16 protein-coding genes are annotated in these 17602 nt (G+C 73.4%); 12 read left to right on the forward strand and 4 right to left on the reverse strand.

The genetic code is table 11. The features are described 5' to 3' along the window. Both hisS and KUA19_RS09485 read left to right on the forward strand, forming a co-directional pair. Positions 1 to 1335, forward strand: coding sequence for a histidine--tRNA ligase (gene hisS / locus KUA19_RS09480; RefSeq protein ID WP_217395753.1), 1335 nt, complete (start codon positions 1 to 3; stop codon positions 1333 to 1335). A 56-nt stretch (positions 1336 to 1391) separates the two neighbouring features. After that, the gene (locus KUA19_RS09485) at positions 1392 to 2951 is read left to right on the forward strand and encodes a glycoside hydrolase family 3 protein (RefSeq protein WP_217395754.1); all 1560 of its coding nucleotides are present in this window, start codon (positions 1392 to 1394) and stop codon (positions 2949 to 2951) included. 199 nt (positions 2952 to 3150) lie between these two features. On the opposite strand, the gene KUA19_RS09490 is transcribed toward KUA19_RS09485, so the two are convergent. Continuing rightward, positions 3151 to 4470 (reverse strand): HAMP domain-containing protein, encoded by a 1320-nt coding sequence (locus KUA19_RS09490; RefSeq protein WP_308167399.1) that lies wholly within the window; start codon positions 4468 to 4470, stop codon positions 3151 to 3153. Then, positions 4467 to 5162: a response regulator transcription factor gene (locus KUA19_RS09495; protein WP_217395755.1), complete on the reverse strand. Its 696-nt coding sequence runs from the start codon at positions 5160 to 5162 to the stop codon at positions 4467 to 4469. Before KUA19_RS09495 ends, KUA19_RS09490 begins: the two co-directional genes overlap by 4 nt. 35 nt (positions 5163 to 5197) lie before the next feature. On the opposite strand from KUA19_RS09495, the gene KUA19_RS09500 reads away from it, so the two are divergent. Further along, complete coding sequence (locus KUA19_RS09500) at positions 5198 to 5797, forward strand: hypothetical protein (RefSeq protein WP_217395756.1); 600 nt, start codon at positions 5198 to 5200, stop codon at positions 5795 to 5797. Here KUA19_RS09500 and KUA19_RS09505 read toward each other — a convergent pair. Further along, positions 5739 to 6761 (reverse strand): lytic polysaccharide monooxygenase auxiliary activity family 9 protein, encoded by a 1023-nt coding sequence (locus tag KUA19_RS09505; RefSeq protein ID WP_254549002.1) that lies wholly within the window; start codon positions 6759 to 6761, stop codon positions 5739 to 5741. The genes KUA19_RS09500 and KUA19_RS09505 overlap by 59 nt on opposite strands. A 215-nt stretch (positions 6762 to 6976) precedes the next feature. On the opposite strand from KUA19_RS09505, the gene aspS reads away from it, so the two are divergent. From aspS to KUA19_RS09520, 3 genes are read left to right on the forward strand one after another with little or no spacing between them, the layout of a single operon-like run. Beyond that, positions 6977 to 8770 (forward strand): aspartate--tRNA ligase, encoded by a 1794-nt coding sequence (gene aspS / locus KUA19_RS09510; RefSeq protein ID WP_217395757.1) that lies wholly within the window; start codon positions 6977 to 6979, stop codon positions 8768 to 8770. Further along, a complete protein-coding gene (locus KUA19_RS09515; RefSeq protein WP_217395758.1) occupies positions 8767 to 9579 on the forward strand; it encodes an SDR family oxidoreductase in 813 nt (270 codons plus the stop codon). Before aspS ends, KUA19_RS09515 begins: the two co-directional genes overlap by 4 nt. Positions 9580 to 9622: 43 nt before the next feature. After that, a complete protein-coding gene (locus KUA19_RS09520; RefSeq protein ID WP_217395759.1) occupies positions 9623 to 10348 on the forward strand; it encodes a M50 family metallopeptidase in 726 nt (241 codons plus the stop codon). A gap of 121 nt (positions 10349 to 10469) precedes the next feature. Here the strand turns inward: KUA19_RS09520 and KUA19_RS09525 are convergent, their stop codons facing one another. Further along, positions 10470 to 11207, reverse strand: coding sequence for a GNAT family N-acetyltransferase (locus KUA19_RS09525; protein WP_217395760.1), 738 nt, complete (start codon positions 11205 to 11207; stop codon positions 10470 to 10472). Positions 11208 to 11314: 107 nt separating this feature from the next. Between KUA19_RS09525 and KUA19_RS09530 the strand changes: the two genes are divergently transcribed. The 6 genes from KUA19_RS09530 to mltG all read left to right on the forward strand — a co-directional run bounded on the left by KUA19_RS09530 (position 11315) and on the right by mltG (position 17590). After that, positions 11315 to 12718 carry a replication-associated recombination protein A gene (locus KUA19_RS09530; RefSeq protein ID WP_217395761.1) on the forward strand — a complete coding sequence of 468 codons (1404 nt, stop codon included), beginning with the start codon at positions 11315 to 11317 and terminating at the stop codon, positions 12716 to 12718. Further along, positions 12715 to 14955 carry a hypothetical protein gene (locus tag KUA19_RS42540; RefSeq protein ID WP_254549004.1) on the forward strand — a complete coding sequence of 747 codons (2241 nt, stop codon included), beginning with the start codon at positions 12715 to 12717 and terminating at the stop codon, positions 14953 to 14955. Before KUA19_RS09530 ends, KUA19_RS42540 begins: the two co-directional genes overlap by 4 nt. A gap of 75 nt (positions 14956 to 15030) precedes the next feature. Beyond that, positions 15031 to 15483: a DUF948 domain-containing protein gene (locus KUA19_RS09540; protein WP_217395762.1), complete on the forward strand. Its 453-nt coding sequence runs from the start codon at positions 15031 to 15033 to the stop codon at positions 15481 to 15483. 1 nt (position 15484) lies between these two features. Continuing rightward, positions 15485 to 15802 carry a hypothetical protein gene (locus KUA19_RS09545; protein ID WP_217395763.1) on the forward strand — a complete coding sequence of 106 codons (318 nt, stop codon included), beginning with the start codon at positions 15485 to 15487 and terminating at the stop codon, positions 15800 to 15802. 115 nt (positions 15803 to 15917) lie between these two features. After that, positions 15918 to 16376, forward strand: coding sequence for a Holliday junction resolvase RuvX (gene ruvX / locus KUA19_RS09550; RefSeq protein WP_254549005.1), 459 nt, complete (start codon positions 15918 to 15920; stop codon positions 16374 to 16376). Further along, entirely contained in the window at positions 16373 to 17590 is a 1218-nt protein-coding gene (gene mltG, locus KUA19_RS09555) for an endolytic transglycosylase MltG (protein ID WP_217395765.1), read from the forward strand. Before ruvX ends, mltG begins: the two co-directional genes overlap by 4 nt. Positions 17591 to 17602: the final 12 nt, after the last annotated feature.

Raw genomic sequence — 17602 nt, forward strand, 5'->3', positions numbered from 1 at the left:
ATGAGCAAGATCATGCCGTTGTCCGGTTTTCCCGAATGGCTGCCCGCGCAGCGCGTCATCGAGCAACGGTTCATCGAGCGCATCCAGCGGACCTTCGAGCTGTACGGCTTCGCGTCGCTGGAGACCCGCGCCGTCGAACCGCTGGACCAGCTGCTGCGCAAGGGCGAGACCTCCAAGGAGGTGTACGTGCTGCGGCGGCTGCAGGCCGACCCGAACGACACCTCCGACGCCAGCCTCGGCCTGCACTTCGACCTGACCGTGCCGTTCGCCCGCTTCGTGCTGGAGAACGCCGGCAAGCTGCACTTCCCGTTCCGCCGGTACCAGATCCAGAAGGTGTGGCGCGGCGAGCGCCCGGCGGCGGGCCGCTACCGCGAGTTCATCCAGGCCGACATCGACATCGTCGACCGCGACACCCTGCCCGCGCACTACGAGGCCGAGCTGCCGCTGGTCATCGGCGACGCGCTCGCGGGCCTGCCGGTGCCGAAGGCGACCATCCTGGTCAACAACCGCAAGGTGCTGCAGGGCTTCTACACCGGCGCCGGGATCGAGGACCCCGAGGCCGTGATGCGGGTGCTGGACAAGCTCGACAAGATCGGCCCGGCCGGGGTCATCGCCGAGCTGGCCACCCTCGGCGTGGCCGAGTCGCAGGCCAAGCTGTGCCTGGCCCTGGCCGAGATCTCGGCGCAGGACGCGTCCTTCGTCGACGAGGTGCGCAAGCTCGGCGTCACCGATCCGTTGCTGGAGGAGGGCCTGGCCGAGCTCGCCATGGTCGTCGAGGCGGCCAACGAGCACTCGCCCGGGTTGTGCCGGGCCGAGCTGAAGATCGCCCGCGGCCTGGACTACTACACCGGCACCGTATACGAGACGCAGCTGGCCGGGCTGGAGCGCTACGGCTCGCTGTGCTCGGGCGGCCGCTACGACAACCTGGCCGAGTCCGGCAACGACCGGTTCCCCGGAGTCGGGCTGTCGATCGGGGTGAGCCGTCTGCTCGGCGCGCTGTTCGGCGAGAACGCGCTGACCGCGAGCCGGTCGGTGCCCACCGTGGTGGTCGTCGCGGTGGCCGCCGAGGAGGATCGGCGCACCGCCGACCGCATCGCGGCGACCCTGCGCTCGCGCGGCATCGCCACCGAGGTGTCGCCCAACGCGGCCAAGTTCGGCAAGCAGATCCGCTTCGCCGAGCGGCGCGGCATCCCGTACGTGTGGTTCCCGGGCCAGGACGGGGCGAGCGACACGGTGAAGGACATCCGATCGGGCGAACAGGTCGAGGCGGGCGCCGGACAGTGGAATCCACCGAGTACCGATCTGCAGCCCACGGTGGAAGGTACTTTTAATTAGTAAACTTTAGTAATAGTGTTGTGGCCTCCATACCCGAACCGGGGGGCTGCACGCGCATGACCACGACAGATCACCGCACGTCCCCGGCGCCCGCCGTCCCCGCGCCGGGGACGCGTCGTCCGCTGCACGACCGTGGCCTGTTCCGGTTGGCCGACGCGGTCCTGCAGCCCGGCTTCGTGGGCACGACCCCGCCCGAGTGGCTGCGCCGCAGACTCAACGACGGCCTCGGCGGCGTCGTGCTGTTCGCCCGCAACATCGTCGAACCGGTGCAGCTCGCGGCGCTGACCGCGGCCCTGGTCGCGGAGAACCCCGACATCGTCATCGCCGTCGACGAGGAGTCCGGCGACGTCACCCGCCTCGACGTGGCCACCGGCAGCCGCCGCCCCGGCAACCACGCCCTCGGCGCCGTCGACGACCCGGCGCTGACCGAGGCCGTCGCCGCCGACATCGGCGCGCAGCTCGCGGCCGCGGGCATCACCATGAACTACGCGCCCACCGCCGACGTCAACAACAACCCGAACAACCCCGTCATCGGGGTGCGGTCCTTCGGCGCCGACCCGGCCCTGGTCGCCCGGCACACCGCCGCCTGGGTGCGCGGTCTGCAATCCACCGGCGTGGCCGCCTGCGCCAAACACTTCCCCGGCCACGGCGACACCGGCGTCGACTCCCACCACGGGCTGCCGATCATCGAGGTCGACGCCGCCCGGCTCGGGCTGGTCGAACTGCCGCCGTTCCGGGCCGCCATCGACGCGGGCGTACGTTCGATCATGACCGCGCACCTGCTGGTGCCCGCGCTCGACCAGCAGCGCCCCGCCACCATGAGCCCGTCCGTGCTCGTCGACCTGCTGCGCGAACAGCTCGGCTTCACCGGCCTCATCGTCACCGATGGCATCGAGATGGCTTCCGTCTCCGAGCGGTACGGCCTCGGCGGCGCCGCCGTGCTCGCCATCGCCGGCGGCGCCGACGCCATCTGCGTCGGTGGCGAACGCGCCGACGAAGCCACCGTCGAACTGCTGCGCAACGCCATCGTCGACGCCGTCGTCAGCGGCGAACTGCCCGAGAGCCGCCTGGTCGAGGCCGCCGAGCGGGTGGCCGCGTTCGCCGCCGACAGCGCCGCGCTGCGTACCGCCCGCGCCGCCGCCGCCGCCCAGTGGGAGGCCGCCAACCGGCCCACCGTCGGCCTGGACGCCGCCCGCCGCGCCCTGCGCGTCAGCGGTGAGCAGCGGCTGCCGCTGCCCGGCCCCGCGCACGTCATCGAATTCACCACCGCCACCAACCTCGCCATCGAGGCGAGCACGCCGTGGGGGGTCGGGGAGCCGCTGCGCGCGCTGCGGCCGGACACCACGGTGATCCGACTCGGCGAGGAGAGCACCGTCGGGGAGGTGCTGGCCGGGCTGAACGGCGGCACTCCGGTGCTGGTGTGCCGGGATCCGCACCGGCACCCGTGGCTGCGTGAGCTGCTGCACGGCGTGGTGGCGGCGCGACCGGACACGGTCGTGGTGGAGATGGGCGTACCGGCGGGGGAGCCGGTGGGCGGGACGCACGTGGCGACGTACGGCGCGGCCGCGGTCTGCGGTCAGGCCGCCGCGGAGCTGCTGGCGGGCCACGCCGCCTGATCCACCGCCCGCGCCCGGCACCTGGCGACACCGCCGTCCGTGCCGGGCGCCTCGGCGCGCCCGCGAACGGACGCGCGCCCGTCGTCGCGCCACCCAAGATCGGCTGCAGTTTCAGGGAAAGTGCGTGAATCCTGGGCCGCTTTCCCGCAGTTTCCCCGAAACTGCAGCCTCCGCCCGGCGGGCGAGGGCGGGTGGGCGGTCAGGTGGGCAGGCCGCGGCGGAAGCGGGTGGGGGCGAGGGCTGGGGTCGGCGTGGCGGGGGCGAGAGTGACCGTGATGCGGGCGCCGCCGAGTTCGCCGCGGTCGACCGTCACCGCCCCGCCCGCCTGACGGGCGACCCGGACCACGATGTCCAGGCCCAGACCGGTCGAGCCGCCGCCGCTGACGCCGCGCCGCAGCGCGGCCTCCGGGTCGGCGATGCCGGGGCCCGCGTCCTCGACCACCAGCCCGCTGCCGGTGACCTCCAGGCGGAAGCCGGTGCCCTGCGGGGTGTGCCGGAATACGTTGCCGACCAGGGCGTCCACGGCGCCGATGACCTCGGCGCGGGGCACCGGCAGCCAGACCGGGCCGTCGGCGCCGTGCACCTGCCAGGGGCGGCCGTGGTCCTCGGCGAGCACGGACCAGAACGCCAAACGGTCGGCGACCACGTCGACCAGGTCTGTCTGCTCGGCGGCGCGTTCGGCGACGGTGCGGCGGGCCCCGGCGATGATGGCGTCGATCTCGGCGTCGAGCGCCAACACCGCCTGCCGCATGCGGTCGCTGGCCGGGCCGGGCGGCAGCGCGTCGGTGTCCAGGTGCAGCGCGGTCAGCGGCGTGCGCAATCGATGCGACAGGTCGGCGGCGCGCTCGCGCTCGTCATTGATCACCGCGTTGAGGCGGTCGGCCATGGCGTTGAACGCCTCGCCGACGTCGAGCAGGTCGGGCGGGCCATCGGGCCGCACGCGTACGGTCAGGTCGCCGGCGCCGATGGCGCGGGAGGCGGTGGCCAGCGAGCGGGTGGCCCGCACGACCCGGGCGCCGAGCCGGTCGGCCAGCACCACCGACGCGGCGACCAGCAGCGTCGCCAGCACGCCCATGGACCACCAGGCGGTGGCCACGCCACGGGTCAGGTCGTCGGCGGGCACGAACACCTCCACCACCGCCGTACGACCGCCGTCCAGCGCCGCGGGCTGCAGCAGCACCACGCCGCCGGTGACCTCGACGGTGAGCGCCCCGCCGCGCGCGGCGACCACGTCGACGTCCTCGGGCCGGGCGTGGGTGGCGCCCAGCGGTTCGCCGTCGGGCAGGTGCACCGCCATCCGGTGCTGCGGCCCGGCGACGGTCGCGGCGACGGCACGGGCCAGTTCGGCCCGGTCGGCGGCCACGGTCATCGCGGTGACCGCGGCCGCGGCCTGCTGCCGAGCGTCGACCAGGGCGCGGTCGGCGGCGATCTGCTTGGTCACCAACGCCAGCGGCACCAGGAACGCCAGCGCCACCATCGACGTCACCGCGAGCGTGCCGCGGGCCAGCACCGCTCTCACGACGGGGGCACCAGCATCACGCCGACGCCGCGGATCGTCCGCAGCATCCGCGGCTGCGCGGCGGACTCGCCGAGTTTGCGCCGCAGCCAGGACAGGTGCACGTCGAGGGTCTGGTCGGCGCCGACGAACGGCTGCTGCCACACCTCGGTGAACAGTTCCCGGCGGGTCACCACGCGCCCGACCCGGGCGGCGAGGTAGGCCAGCACGTCGTACTCCTTGCGGGTGAGGGTGAGGGGGACGCCGTTGAAGGAGACGGTCCGGGTGCGCTCGTCCAGGCGCAGCGGCCCGATCTCCACGACCGTGTCGGGGGTCTCGGTGCGCGGCTGGGTGCGCCGCAGCACCGCCGCGACCCGCGCGGTGACGTGCGCGGCCGAGAACGGCTTGGTCATGTAGTCGTCGGCGCCGGAGTTGAGCAGACGGATCGCGTCGTGCTCGCCCCGGCGGGCGGTGGCGACGATGACGGGGACGTCGCTGACGGCGCGCATCATCCGCAGCGCGTCGGCTCCGTCCAGATCGGGCAGACCGAGGTCCAGGATGACCAGGTCGGGGCGGTCTCCGTGCTCGCCGGTGAGCGAGCGCAGTCCCTGCAGCGCGGTGCCGACGGTCTGCACGGCGTAACCGGCGGTGGTGAGCGCGTTGCCGAGGGCGTCGCGAATGGTGGGGTCGTCCTCCACGACGAGTACGAGGGGCATGGTGGGCACCGTAGCGGAAGCGGTTAGATAGCGGGATGGGTTCGCGGTGGCCGGTCGGTGTGCGTGCGGTGCTGTACGTGTCCGGCTGGGCGGCCGCCACGGCGGTGGCGGCGACGGTGGTGTGGATCGGGCTGCGCCCGGTCCTGGCCGCGGCCGTGCCCGAGCCGGTGCCGCTGTCGCTGGAGTCGGTGCGGTCTCCGGCCGTGGCGCCGTCGCGCCCGGTCGTGCCACCCGCCCCGTCCCGTACGCCGTCACCGCAGCCCTCCGCCTCGTCCGTGCCGTCCGCCGCCCCGTCCACCGGGCCGTCCCCGAGTCGCCGCCCGCCTGCCGCCACCCCGAACCCGAAGCCCTCGCCGTACGAGACGGTGGAGGGCTGGCAGGTGGTGCCGGAGAAGGACGGCTCGGTGTCATACCTGCGCAGCTTCGCGACCTCCGGCGGCGACGCGGTGATCCGCATCGCCGCCGAGACCGTGCACCTGGTGTCGGCGACGCCGCGCGGCACCTACCAGGTGGCGGTGTCGCAGACCGAGGACAACCGCCTGGTGGTGCAGTTCTACGACACCGGCCGCCAGTTCATCATCGATACGATGTGGTGGCAGGAGAAACCTTGGGCGCAGGTTTCGGACGTCTCGTGAGCAGCAGTCCGAGCAGCGTCACGAACCCGAGTGCCACCAGCGTGACGCCCAGCAGCGCCCACCGCCACACCACTGCGCCCGTGCGCGGCAGCTGATCGTCGCCGGGGTTCCCGGTGTCCTCGCGTACGTCGCCGGGTGCCGGTGACGTCCCGGTCGACGGCTCGCCCGCGGTGGCCGAAGGTGACGCCTGCGCCGACGGTGCGGCCGGTGTTGGCGAAGGCGAGCCGGGCGAGGGCGAGGTGGGCGAGGGTGAGGCGGGCGCCGGGGAAGCCGGGGCCGGACGGCTCGCGGCAGGCGACGGCAGCGGCGGGGCCGGGTCGCCCGCGACCGCGCCGAAGACCACGTCGGAGCAGGTGTAGAAGGCTTCGGGGCTATCCGAGCGCTGCCAGATCGTGTAGATCAGGTGGCGGCCGCGCTTGTTCCCGGGCAGGTCGCCCGCGAGCTGGTAGACGCCGTCGACCAGCGGCGGGTCGGTGCTCCGCAGGAACGGCTGGGCTTCCAGGTCGGCCCAGGCCAGCGGCTTGGCCGGGTCGAAGCCGTCGCGGGTGACGTACAGCTCGAAGGTGCCCCGGTGCGGTGCGGTGCCCTTGAACCGGAAGGTGAAGCGGCCGGACGTCGGCAGGGTGGTGGTCGGCCAGTCGGCGCGGGCCAGGTCCAGGCCGCGGTACTTGTCCCGCCCGGCGCTGCACAGCTTCCCGTCCGGGATGATCGTGCGGTGGCGGCCCGCGGCGTCGCCGATGTTGACCTCGTTCCAGTCGTACAGCGGCTGGGTGCCGGCCGCGGCCACGACCGCCCGGCAGACCGGGCTGGTCGGCGACTCCGGGTTCTCCTGGTAGCACCACCACGCCCGGCTGGCCGGGTTGGTCATCGTCCCGTGGGCGTACGCGCCCGAGGTCGGCACCAGGGCCGCCAGCGCGCCGCCGAGCACCGCGGCCGCGACCGCGAGCGGGGTCAGTCGAGTCATGGGCCTGAGCCTCGGCCAGCCCAGGGCGGCCCGGAAGCGGACTAAGCGCATCTTCGGCGCCCCTTCAGGATCATTTGAGGTCAGGCCGCCCGGCCACGTCGGCGGCCCGGCGACGGCACCGCGCGCGACGGGGGGCACCGGGGCACATGCGAGAATGACGGCTGGCGGACCCGGCACCCCGGGACGCCGCGAGGCCGCATTCGAAGGAGAGATCCGTGATCCGCACCCATACCGCCGGAAGTCTGCGTGCCGAGCACGCCGGACAGACCGTCACCCTCGCCGGGTGGGTGGCCCGGCGACGCGATCACGGCGGCGTGACCTTCATCGACCTGCGCGACGCCTCGGGCATCGTGCAGATCGTGTTCCGCGACGAGGCCCAGGCCCACGCGCTGCGCAACGAGTACTGCGTGAAGGTGACCGGCAGCGTCGGGCTGCGCCCGGCGGGCAACGAGAACCCCGAGCTGCCCACCGGCGCCATCGAGGTGACCGTCGCCGAGCTGACCGTGCTCAGCGAGGCCGCCCCGCTGCCGTTCCCGATCGACGAGCACGTCACCGTCGGCGAGGAGGCGCGCCTGCGCCACCGCTACCTCGACCTGCGCCGCGGCAACCAGGCCAGGGCGATCCGGATGCGCTCGCGCGCCAGCGCCATCGCCCGCGAGGTGCTCGGCGCCCGCGACTTCCTGGAGATCGAGACCCCGACGCTGACCCGGTCCACGCCCGAGGGCGCGCGCGACTTCCTGGTGCCGGTGCGGCTGCAGCCGGGTGCCTGGTACGCGCTGCCGCAGTCGCCGCAGCTGTTCAAGCAGCTGCTGATGGTGGCGGGCATGGAGCGCTACTACCAGATCGCGCGCTGCTACCGCGACGAGGACTTCCGCGCCGACCGGCAGCCCGAGTTCACCCAGCTCGACATCGAGATGTCGTTCGTGACCCAGGACGACATCATCGAGCTCGGCGAGGCGATCGTCGGGGCGCTGTGGAGCGAGCTGGCCGGGTACGACATCCCGACGCCGCTGCCGCGCATCACCTACCACGACGCGATGAACCGCTACGGCTCCGACAAGCCCGACCTGCGCTACGCGGTCGAGCTGACCGAGCTGACCAGCTACTTCCAGGGCACCGAGTTCCGGGTGTTCCAGGCCGAGTACGTCGGCGCGGTGGTCATGCCCGGCGGTGCCGCGCAGACCCGCAAGGAGCTCGACGGCTGGCAGGACTGGGCCAAGGCGCGCGGCGCCCGGGGCCTGGCCTACGTGGTGCTCGACGCCGAGACCGGCGAGGCCCGTGGCCCGGTCGCCAAGAACCTGTCCGAGGCGCACCTGAACGGGCTGGCCGACGCGGTCGGCGCCAAGCCCGGCGACGCGGTGTTCTTCGCCGCGGGCAGCCGCCGCCACTCGCAGGAGCTGCTCGGCGCGGCCCGGATCGAGATCGCCAAGCGGGCGAACCTGATCGACGAGTCGGCCTGGGCGTTCTGCTGGGTCGTCGACGCGCCGATGTTCGAGCCGGTGGACGTGCCGGGCGAGGGCGTCATCGAGGGTGCCTGGACCGCGGTGCACCACCCGTTCACCTCGCCGAACGAGGAGTGGATCGACAACTTCGAGACCGCTCCGGACCGGGCGCTGGCGTACGCGTACGACATCGTCTGCAACGGCAACGAGATCGGCGGCGGTTCGATCCGTATCCACCGCGGCGACGTGCAGAAGCGGGTGTTCACCCTGCTCGGCATCACCGACGAGGAGGCCAAGGACAAGTTCGGCTTCCTGCTCGACGCGTTCGCCTACGGCCCGCCGCCGCACGGCGGCATCGCGTTCGGCTGGGACCGGGTCTGCATGCTGCTCGCCGGGGTCGACTCGATCCGCGACGTCATCGCGTTCCCGAAGTCCGGCGGCGGCTTCGACCCGCTGACCGGCGCGCCCACCCCGATCACGGCGCAGCAGCGCCTGGAGGCGGGCGTGGACGGCAAGCCGAAGGCGCCGGGCGAGGCCAAGCCCAAGGCAGAGGCCGCCTCGGCATGAGGCTCCTGGTCACCGGGGGTTCGGGATACACCGGTGGCCGCCTGGTCGCCCTCGCCCGCGCGGCGGGCCACGACGTGACCGGCACCAGCCACTCCGCTCGCGCGGAGGGGCTGGTGCCGGTCGACGTCCGGGACCGGGCGGCCGTCGACCGGCTCGTCGACGAGCTGCGGCCCGACGCGGTGGTGCACACCGCGTACGTCCAGGGCGACTGGCACGTCACCGCCTCCGGCGCGGCGCATGTCGCCGCGGCGGCGGCCCGCACCGGGGCGCGGCTGGTGCACGTCTCCTCCGACGCGGTGTACGCCGGCCGCCCGCAGCCCTACACCGAGGCCGACCCGCCCAGCCCCGTCTACCCGTACGGCGCGGCCAAGGCGGCCGCGGAGACCGTGGTCGCCACCGTGCACCCGGCCGCCGCGATCGTGCGCACCTCGCTGATCGTCGGCGACGACGACTCCAAGCAGCACCAGCTCGTGCTGGACTTCGCGCTGGGTCGCCGTACCGGCGTGCTCTTCACCGACCAGGTGCGCCAACCGGTGTCCGTGGACGACCTCGCCGCCGCGCTGCTGGAACTGGCGGCCGGCGACTTCCGGGGCGTGCTGCACGTGGCCGGGCCGGACGCGGTCTCCCGGCACGAGCTGGGGGTGCTGGTCGCGGCGCGGCACGGCATCCCCGCCGACCGGGTCCCGGCCGGACGCTCGGCCGAGCTGGTGGCGGCCGGGCCGCAGGAGGTGCGGCTGGACCTCACGCTGGCCCGGGCGGTGCTGCGGACCCGGCTGCGGCCGCTGGACGAGGTGCTGGCGGCCGTCTGATCGGCCCGTGTACGGCATCGGCGGGCGCCGGTACTGTCTGCTGATGCCGTACCCCCTCGGGCAGATCCTTGCCGCCCAGCCGGCCCCGCCGCTCGGCGTCATCACCGGCGCCGCCGTGATCGCGCTGGCGTTGGTCGTCTACAACGTCACCTGGCGCCTGGTGCGCAACGCGGTCACCATCGCCCACGAGGGCGGGCACGCCGCGGCGGCGGTGCTCACCGGCCGCCGCCTGCGCGGCATCCGGCTGCACTCGGACACCTCGGGGCTGACCATCATGCGCGGCAGGCCGACCGGCGTCGGGATGGTGTTGACGCTGCTGGCCGGATACCTGTCCCCGGCACTGGTCGGGCTGCTCGGGGCCTGGCTGCTGTCGCGTGGGCTGATCACGCTGCTGCTGTGGATCTGCATCGTCCTGCTGCTGGCGATGCTCGTCATGATCCGCAACTGGTTCGGGGGGCTGCTGATCCTGGCGACGGGCGGCGCGGTGTTCGCCGTCTCCTGGTACGCGCCGACGCCGTGGCAGGCGCTGTTCGCGTACACGGGGGTGTGGTTCCTGCTGTTCGGCGGGGTGCGGCCGGTGATCGAGGTGCAGTTGCACCGGCGGCGCGGGACCGCGAGCCGGTCGGACCCGGATCAGCTGGCCGCCCTGACCCGCCTGCCCGGCGGGCTGTGGGTCGCCTTCTTCCTGCTGTGCACGCTCGGGGCGCTGGCCATCGGCGCCTGGCTGCTGGACGTCCTCCCAAACCCATCGACCTGGCCCACCCGCTGACCCCACCCACCCACGGGCGGGTGGACGACCCCGAGTCGAGTTGCCGGGCAATCGGGCCATTGACGGCTCAAGATACGCCCGATTGCCCGGCAACTTGAATGATCAAGGGACGGGGCGCCGGTCAGTCGGTGAGGCGGATGGAGGTGCGGGGGATGGCGTTGGTGTAGCCGAGGCGCTGGTAGAGGCGGATCGCGCCGGTGTTGTCGGCCATCACGCCCAGCGAGCACAACCCGAACTCCGCCAGCAGCAGCCGGGTCACCGCGGCGGTGAGCGCCGCGCCGTAGCCACAGCCCTGCCGGTCGGCGGCCACCCCGATCCCGGCGAGGAAACCGACGTCGTGGGCGGAGCGGTCCCCGGCCACGGCGACGAGCCGGTCGCCCTCGCTGATGCCGTACCAGCGGCGGATGCGCGGGTCGCCGGGGCGGCTGGTGCTGTGCGGCAGCGCCTCGTCGAGCACCGCGTCCACGGCCGCGTGTTCGTCCGGGTCGAGGGCGCGTACCGAGGCCTCCCCGGGCAGCGGCTGCGGGGCGAGCGTGGTCCACATGAAGTCCCAGTCGTCCTGGATCACCACGGGCAGCCGCCGTGCGACCGCCTCGGCGGGGACGCGGGGCAGGTGCAGCCACCGGGTCTGGGCCAGTGCGCCGGCGTCCGCCAGCTGTCCGAACACCTCGATCGCCGCGTGGGTGTCGCCGAGTGAGGCCGCGACCGGGCCCCACGGGCCGAGCGCGGTCCAGACCAGGGCGCCGTCGTGTTCGTAGCCGTGAACCTCGGCGCCTCCGGCGGTCAGCCGGGCGTAGGGGTGCGCGTCGAGCCGGTCCAGCAGAGCGGGGCGCCCGGTGAGAACGGGGTGCAGGGGCATGGCCGTCACCCTAACCGGGCACTGCCCAGCGCCGGTCAGGGGCGGTGACGGTCACTCACGAAGATCGGCTGAGGCGCGCGGCGGGGGCGCCGGGTATCGTCTGCGTGATGCATGACGAAGGCCTGTTCCCGTTGGAGCCCGCGCCGCCGGCGCACCGGGGCGCCGCGCCAGGGTTCGAGACGCCTTCGGCCGACGCACCCCTCGCCGTGCGCATGCGTCCGGCCAGCCTGGACGAGCTGGTCGGGCAGGAGCACCTGCTGGCGCCGGGAGCGCCGCTGCGCCGCCTGGTCGCCGGGGGCGCGCCCATGTCGGTGATCCTGTGGGGACCGCCCGGCAGTGGCAAGACCACCATCGCGCACCTGGTCGCCGGGGCCGACGACCGCACCTTCGTGGCGATGTCGGCGCTGACCGCCGGGGTCAAGGAGGTGCGCGAGGTCATCGACACCGCGCGCCGACGCCGCCGCTCCGGGGGCGCCCCGACCGTGCTGTTCATCGACGAGGTGCACCGCTTCACCAAGACCCAGCAGGACTCGCTGCTGGCCGCGGTCGAGGACCGTACCGTCACGCTGCTGGCGGCGACGACGGAGAACCCGTACTTCTCGGTGATCTCGCCGCTGCTGTCGCGCTGCGTGCTGCTGACCCTCAAGCCGCTGGACGACGCGGCGGTGCGGGCGCTGGTGCGCCGCGCGCTGACCGACGAGCGCGGGCTGGGCGGTGCGGTCACGCTGGCCGCCGACGCCGAGGACCATCTGGTACGGCTGGCCGGCGGCGACGTGCGCAAGGCGCTGACCGCGCTGGAGGCGGCGGCCGGGTCGGCGCTCGCGCTGGCCGAGGACGGCACCATCCCCGAGATCGACCTGGCCACGGCCGAACGGGCGGTGGACACCGCGGCGCTGCGCTACGACCGGGCCGGTGACGCGCACTACGACGTGATCAGCGCGTTCATCAAGAGCATGCGCGGCTCGGACGTGGACGCCGCCGTGCACTACCTGGCCCGGATGCTGACGGCCGGTGAGGACCCGCGTTTCATCGCCCGCCGTCTGATCATCTTCGCGTCCGAGGACGTCGGCCTGGCCGACCCGACGGCACTGACCGCGGCCACCAACGCCTCGTACGCGGTGCAGCACGTGGGCCTGCCCGAGGCGCAGCTCAACCTGGCCCAGGCCGTGATCCACCTGGCCACCGCGCCCAAGTCCAACGCGGTCACCACGGCGATCTTCACCGCGATCGCGGACGTGCGCGCGGGCAAGGCCGGGGCGGTGCCCGCGCACCTGCGCGACGCGCACTACGCCGGGTCGAAAGGGCTGGGCCACGGCATCGGCTACCGCTACCCGCACGACGACGCCCGAGGTGTCGTGGCACAGCAGTACCCACCCGACGAACTGGTCGGGGTCGACTACTACCGTCCGTCCGGACACGGCACCGAGCGGCAGATCGCCGAGCGGCTGCCGAAGCTGCGCCACGCCGTACGCGGCGGCGGGGCGGCGAAGGCAGGGGAGGAGAGCCGATGAGCAGGTCACGTGACGACGCCACCGACGGTCGCGGCCGCAAGAAGGGCCGCGGCGAGGCCGAGGAGGTCTCCCAGGAGGAGACCGGGTGGCTCGACGACCTGCGCAGCGCCAAGCAGGGCAAGGACCAGTTCGACGACGGTGACTTCACCGAGGGCGGCAGCAACCGCTGGAGCAAGCTGAGCGCCCTCAGCGACGACGCCCCCGCCCGTCCGGGCGCGACCGGACCTGCCCGTGGCGCCGACGCCGGGCGCCGCCGCGGCGAGGACGAGCCCGCGGCCGGGCGTCGGCGGGCCGACGACGAGCCGACCGGTGGAGTTCGACGGCGTGGCGAGGACGAGTCCACGTCCGGCCGTCGCCGGACCGAGGAGCCGCCCGCCGGTGGTCGCCGTCGGGTGGAGGACGATCTGCCCGCCGGTACTCGTCGTCATGTCGAGGACGAGCCGCCCGGTGGTGGTCGTCGTCGGTTGGACGATGAGCCGTCGGGTGCCGGGCGTCGGCGTGCCGACGACGAGCCGACCGGTGGCATCCGACGTCGGGCCGAGGACGAGTCGACGCTGTCCGGTCGTCGCCGGGCGGAGGAGCCGCCCGCCGGTGGTCGCCGTCGGGTGGAGGACGATCTGCCCGCCGGTGCCCGTCGCCGCGTCGAGGACGAGCCGACCGGTGGTGGTCGTCGTCGGTTGGACGATGAGCCGTCGGGTGCCGGGCGTCGGCGTGCCGACGACGAGCCGACCGGTGGCATCCGGCGCCGGGCCGAGGACGAGTCGCCGACCGGACGGCGGCGGGCCGAGGACGAGTCGCCGACCGGACGGCGGCGGGCCGAGGAGGAGCCGCGGCGTGGTTTCGGTGAGCCGGATCCGTCGCGCCGGGTGCCGCCACCGGTGGAGCCGCCGGTCGGGCGTCGTCCCGATCCGGCTCCGGTGCGCAAGCCCAGCACCGAACCTCCGCTGGTGCGTCGCCGTGAGATCGACCTGACCGGTGACCTGCCCCGGATCACCAACACGCCGCCCGCTGACGGTCCGCGCGGCGGGGTGCGCCCGCCCGTTGCTCCCGGTGGTGCCGTGCCGCCCGGCCCGCCCGTGGGCCCGATGCCCGGCTCGCCCTCGGTACGGACCGGCCGTCCGGTTGAGCCGCGTGGCGATGCCGGACGCCCGACCGCACCGGCGCGCCCGGACCGCTCAGCCGCTCCGGTGTCCCCGGCCCGCCCGCCGCGCGGGACAGCCGACCGCGGCCCCGCCGTACCCGGCGGTCCTGGCGCTCCCGTCGGTCCCGCCGGTCCTGGCGCCCCCGTCGGTCCCGGCGGTCCCGTCGGTCCCGGCGGTCCGGTTGGCCCCGGTGGCCCAGGTGGCGGTATGGCCATGCCCGGCTTCGGTGGGCTGCCCGGCGAGGCGCTGGTGCCCGCGGGTGGCGCACCCGGCGGGGGCAAGCGGCCGCCCGTGCAGCCGATCGCGGTACGCCCGCCGGACCCGGCCGCCGTCGTGCCGCCCGGTGACCGCCGCCCCGGCCTGGCGGTCGGGGTGGAGGTCATTCGCGGGGCCCGCTCGGAGGTGCGCAAGCAGCTGCGCGAGCAGCAGCGGCTGCGGATGTGGACGCTGATCGCGCTGGTCGTGCTGGTCGTCGGCGCGTTGCCGTTCTACTTCGTGCTGCGCGCGGCGACCCGCGACCCGGTGCTGACCGCGCTCGACGCGCTCGAGGTGCCGTCGTGGGCGGTGATGTCGGACAAGACCGTCGACAACATCTCCGGCAGCCGCTGGTGCCTGATGGAGTGTCGTTACCGCGAGCGCTCGCTGCAGTCGCAGCGGGAGGACGCCGAGACCGCCAAGGCGTACGAGCAGGCGCTGACCGATGCCGGATGGGTCCGGTGGCAGGTGTCCAGCTGCCAGGCCGAGGGCACCGGTGTGTACTCCTGCTGGCGCCGCGACGAGTTCACCCTGGACCTGTGGGTACGTCCGATCACCACCGAGCAGTGCACCGAGCTGCTGCGTAACCGGCCCCCGGGCGGACCGGCCGACCCGAGCGCCTCGCCCGGCGCCGAACCGGCCCCGGACGCGTCGCCGAGTTCGTCGCTGCCCGCGGAGTGCCAGGGCTCGCAGGTCACGCTGAAGGTGGTCAACACGATCGCCGACGAGCGGATCGGGCACGAGAACGAGCCGACCGGCGACCCCGAGGGCGGAACCGGCGACGAGGAGCCGGAGCCGGACGCCTCGGGGCTCCCGTCGCCGACACCGTCGGCGGGCTGAGGTCCATCTGCCGCGCCGCGCGGACAGACGGGCGGTAGGGTCAGGCGTCGGACAATACGGTGTGGAGGCTTGGGGATGTCTGGAGGCGAGATCGCGGCGTTGATCGCGGCCGGCGCTTTCGCGATGCTGGTGCTGGTGCTCGCGGTGCCCATCCTGCGGCTGCGGCACACGGTCGACGCCGCGACGGTGACGCTGCGGCAGGTCAGCCAGAAGACGGGGCCGATCCTGGACAACGTCAACCTGACCGTGGACAACGTCAACACGGCGCTGGGTCAGGCGCAGGTGACCCTCGATGGGGTCAACGTGCAGCTGGCCAAGGTCGACGTGGTGACCCAGCACCTGGCGGCGACCACGGCGAACGTGTCGAACCTGGTCAGCGTCGTGAGCGCGACCGCGGCCAGCCCGCTGGTGAAGGCGGCCGCGTTCACGTACGGGGTGCGCCGGGCGTCCGCCGCGCGCAAGCAGGCCGACGAGGAGCGCTCGGTGCGCGACGAGCTCAAGTCGCGCAAGCGCACCCGGCGGGGCTGACATGTTCCGCAGGCTGCTGTGGCTGGGCGTCGGCATCGGCATCGGCGTCGTGGTGGTGCGGGTGGTGACCCGCCAGGCGAAGAAGTTCACCCCGGCCGGGCTGGCCGGCTCGGCGCAGGAGTCGCTGGGCGGCATGGCCGGTTCGGTGCGCGGGTTCCTCGACGACGTGCGCGACGGGATGACCGAGCGCGAGGACGAGATCCTGGCGGCGTTCAGCGACGGGGTGTCGCTGGAGCAGGTGCAGCTGCCCTGGGCGCGCGGGGTGGGCACGCGGTTCAACCAGTTCAAACACGAGCTGGGCGAGTACTACGAGAAGTAGGCACGGCGGTGGCCTGGCCACCGCAGCACGTCCGGAGGGCGCTTTCCGTGAATGTCGGAGGCGCCCTTCGTGGTGTGCGGGGACGATGACGAGGACGAGCGCAGGGGTGAGGGTCATGGCGTGGAGCAGGGGTGTACGGCTGGGCGTGGACGTCGGCACGGTGCGGGTGGGGGTCGCGGTGTGCGATCCGGACGGGATCCTGGCCACGCCGTTGGTGACGGTGGCACGCCGTCTGGAAACGGATGAATCTGTCATACCGGCTGATATGTTGGAGATCGCGCGCCTGGTGGCCGACCACGGCACGGTGGAGGTGGTGGTGGGGCTCCCGCTCAACCTCGCCGGAGTCGAGGGCCCGGCCGCCACGCACGCGCGGGCATACGCCGACAGGCTGGCCGCGGTCATCGCGCCGGTGCCGGTGGTGCTCACCGACGAGAGGATGTCCACGGTCGCGGCGACCCGGCGTCTCTCCGACCGCGGCGTCAAGGGCAAGCGGCAGCGAGCTGTCGTCGACCAGGCCGCCGCGGTGGAGATCCTGCAGGGGTGGCTCGACCTGCAGCGAAGGCGAGCAGGATGATCGACGAACTGGACCTCGCGTTCGACGACGACCACAACGGTGACGGCACCCGGCAGGGGCGCCGCAAGCAGCGCAAGCGACGGCGGCGCAGCCTGCGGCACACGCTGCTGGCGATGGGCATGACGGTGCTGCTGCTGATCGGTCTCGGGCTGGGAGCCTGGTTCGGGTACGCCAAGGTCCGTGACGCCTTCGTCACCCCCGACTACAGCACCTCCGCCCACGGTAGGGCGGTGTCGGTGGTGGTCCGGGCCGGGGACACCACCGCCGACATCGCCCGCGCGCTGACCGAGGCCGACGTGGTCAAGAGCGAGAAGGCGTTCGTCGAGGCGGGTGCGCGCAACCCCGACGCGCTGCGCATCCAGCCCGGCCACTACACCCTGCGTACGCACATGAGCGCCGACGACGCGCTGAAGATGATGCTCGACCCGAAGAACCGCGTCGTCAACGGCGTGACCATCCCCGAGGGCCTGAGCACCTTCCGCGTCTACGAGCTGCTGGCGCAGAAGACGAAGATCCCGGCGGAGAAGTTCGCCGAGGCGGCCAAGGACCCGGTCGCGTTGGGCGTGCCGGAGTGGTGGTTCAACCGCAGCGACAAGAAGCACTACCCGCCGTCGGTGGAGGGTTTCCTGTTCCCGGAGACCTACGACTTCGCCCCGGACGCCGACGCCGAGACCATCCTGCGCACGATGGTCAACCACTTCCTGACCGTCACCGGCGAGCTGCACTACGCCGAGCAGGTGCAGTCCGAGCTGGGTGGGATCACGCCGTACGAGGCGCTGATCGTGGCCAGCCTCGCCCAGGCCGAGGCGGGCAACGCCGACGACCTCGGCAAGGTCGCCCGGGTCGCCTACAACCGGGTCTACAAGCGCACCGAGGACCTGACCTGCGCCTGCTTCCAGTTCGACGTGACCGTCAACTACGCCCGCGAACTCAAGGGCAAGGACCCCAAGGCGTCCAAGGACTTCAGCGTCGAGGAGCTGAACGACCCGAAGAACCCGTACGGCCGCAACGCCGAGGGCATGATCCCCACCCCGATCAACAACCCGGGCAAGGCCGCGCTGGAGGGGGCCATGGCGCCGCCGAAGGGGGACTGGTACTACTTCGTCGCCGTCGACAGGGCGGGCCACTCGGCCTTCTCGAAGACGTTCGAGCAGTTCTGCGAGGACAACGACAAGGCGGTCAAGAACGGGGTGCTCAAGCACAGCTCGTGCTGAACCGTCTCGTCC

This window comes from Catellatospora tritici (assembly GCF_019083965.1).
GTDB classification, from domain to species: domain Bacteria; phylum Actinomycetota; class Actinomycetes; order Mycobacteriales; family Micromonosporaceae; genus Catellatospora; species Catellatospora tritici.

Coding starts and splice junctions, on each gene's coding strand:
- KUA19_RS09505 (WP_254549002.1), bottom strand. CDS start 6,761: ATGACTCGACTGACCCCGCTCGCGGTCGCGGCCGCGGTGCTCGGCGGC.
- KUA19_RS42540 (WP_254549004.1), top strand. CDS start 12,715: ATGAGCAGGTCACGTGACGACGCCACCGACGGTCGCGGCCGCAAGAAG.
- KUA19_RS09530 (WP_217395761.1), top strand. CDS start 11,315: ATGCATGACGAAGGCCTGTTCCCGTTGGAGCCCGCGCCGCCGGCGCAC.
- KUA19_RS09485 (WP_217395754.1), top strand. CDS start 1,392: ATGACCACGACAGATCACCGCACGTCCCCGGCGCCCGCCGTCCCCGCG.
- hisS (WP_217395753.1), top strand. CDS start 1: ATGAGCAAGATCATGCCGTTGTCCGGTTTTCCCGAATGGCTGCCCGCG.
- KUA19_RS09515 (WP_217395758.1), top strand. CDS start 8,767: ATGAGGCTCCTGGTCACCGGGGGTTCGGGATACACCGGTGGCCGCCTG.
- KUA19_RS09520 (WP_217395759.1), top strand. CDS start 9,623: ATGCCGTACCCCCTCGGGCAGATCCTTGCCGCCCAGCCGGCCCCGCCG.
- KUA19_RS09545 (WP_217395763.1), top strand. CDS start 15,485: ATGTTCCGCAGGCTGCTGTGGCTGGGCGTCGGCATCGGCATCGGCGTC.
- KUA19_RS09525 (WP_217395760.1), bottom strand. CDS start 11,207: ATGCCCCTGCACCCCGTTCTCACCGGGCGCCCCGCTCTGCTGGACCGG.
- KUA19_RS09495 (WP_217395755.1), bottom strand. CDS start 5,162: ATGCCCCTCGTACTCGTCGTGGAGGACGACCCCACCATTCGCGACGCC.
- KUA19_RS09540 (WP_217395762.1), top strand. CDS start 15,031: ATGTCTGGAGGCGAGATCGCGGCGTTGATCGCGGCCGGCGCTTTCGCG.
- ruvX (WP_254549005.1), top strand. CDS start 15,918: ATGGCGTGGAGCAGGGGTGTACGGCTGGGCGTGGACGTCGGCACGGTG.
- mltG (WP_217395765.1), top strand. CDS start 16,373: ATGATCGACGAACTGGACCTCGCGTTCGACGACGACCACAACGGTGAC.
- KUA19_RS09500 (WP_217395756.1), top strand. CDS start 5,198: ATGGGTTCGCGGTGGCCGGTCGGTGTGCGTGCGGTGCTGTACGTGTCC.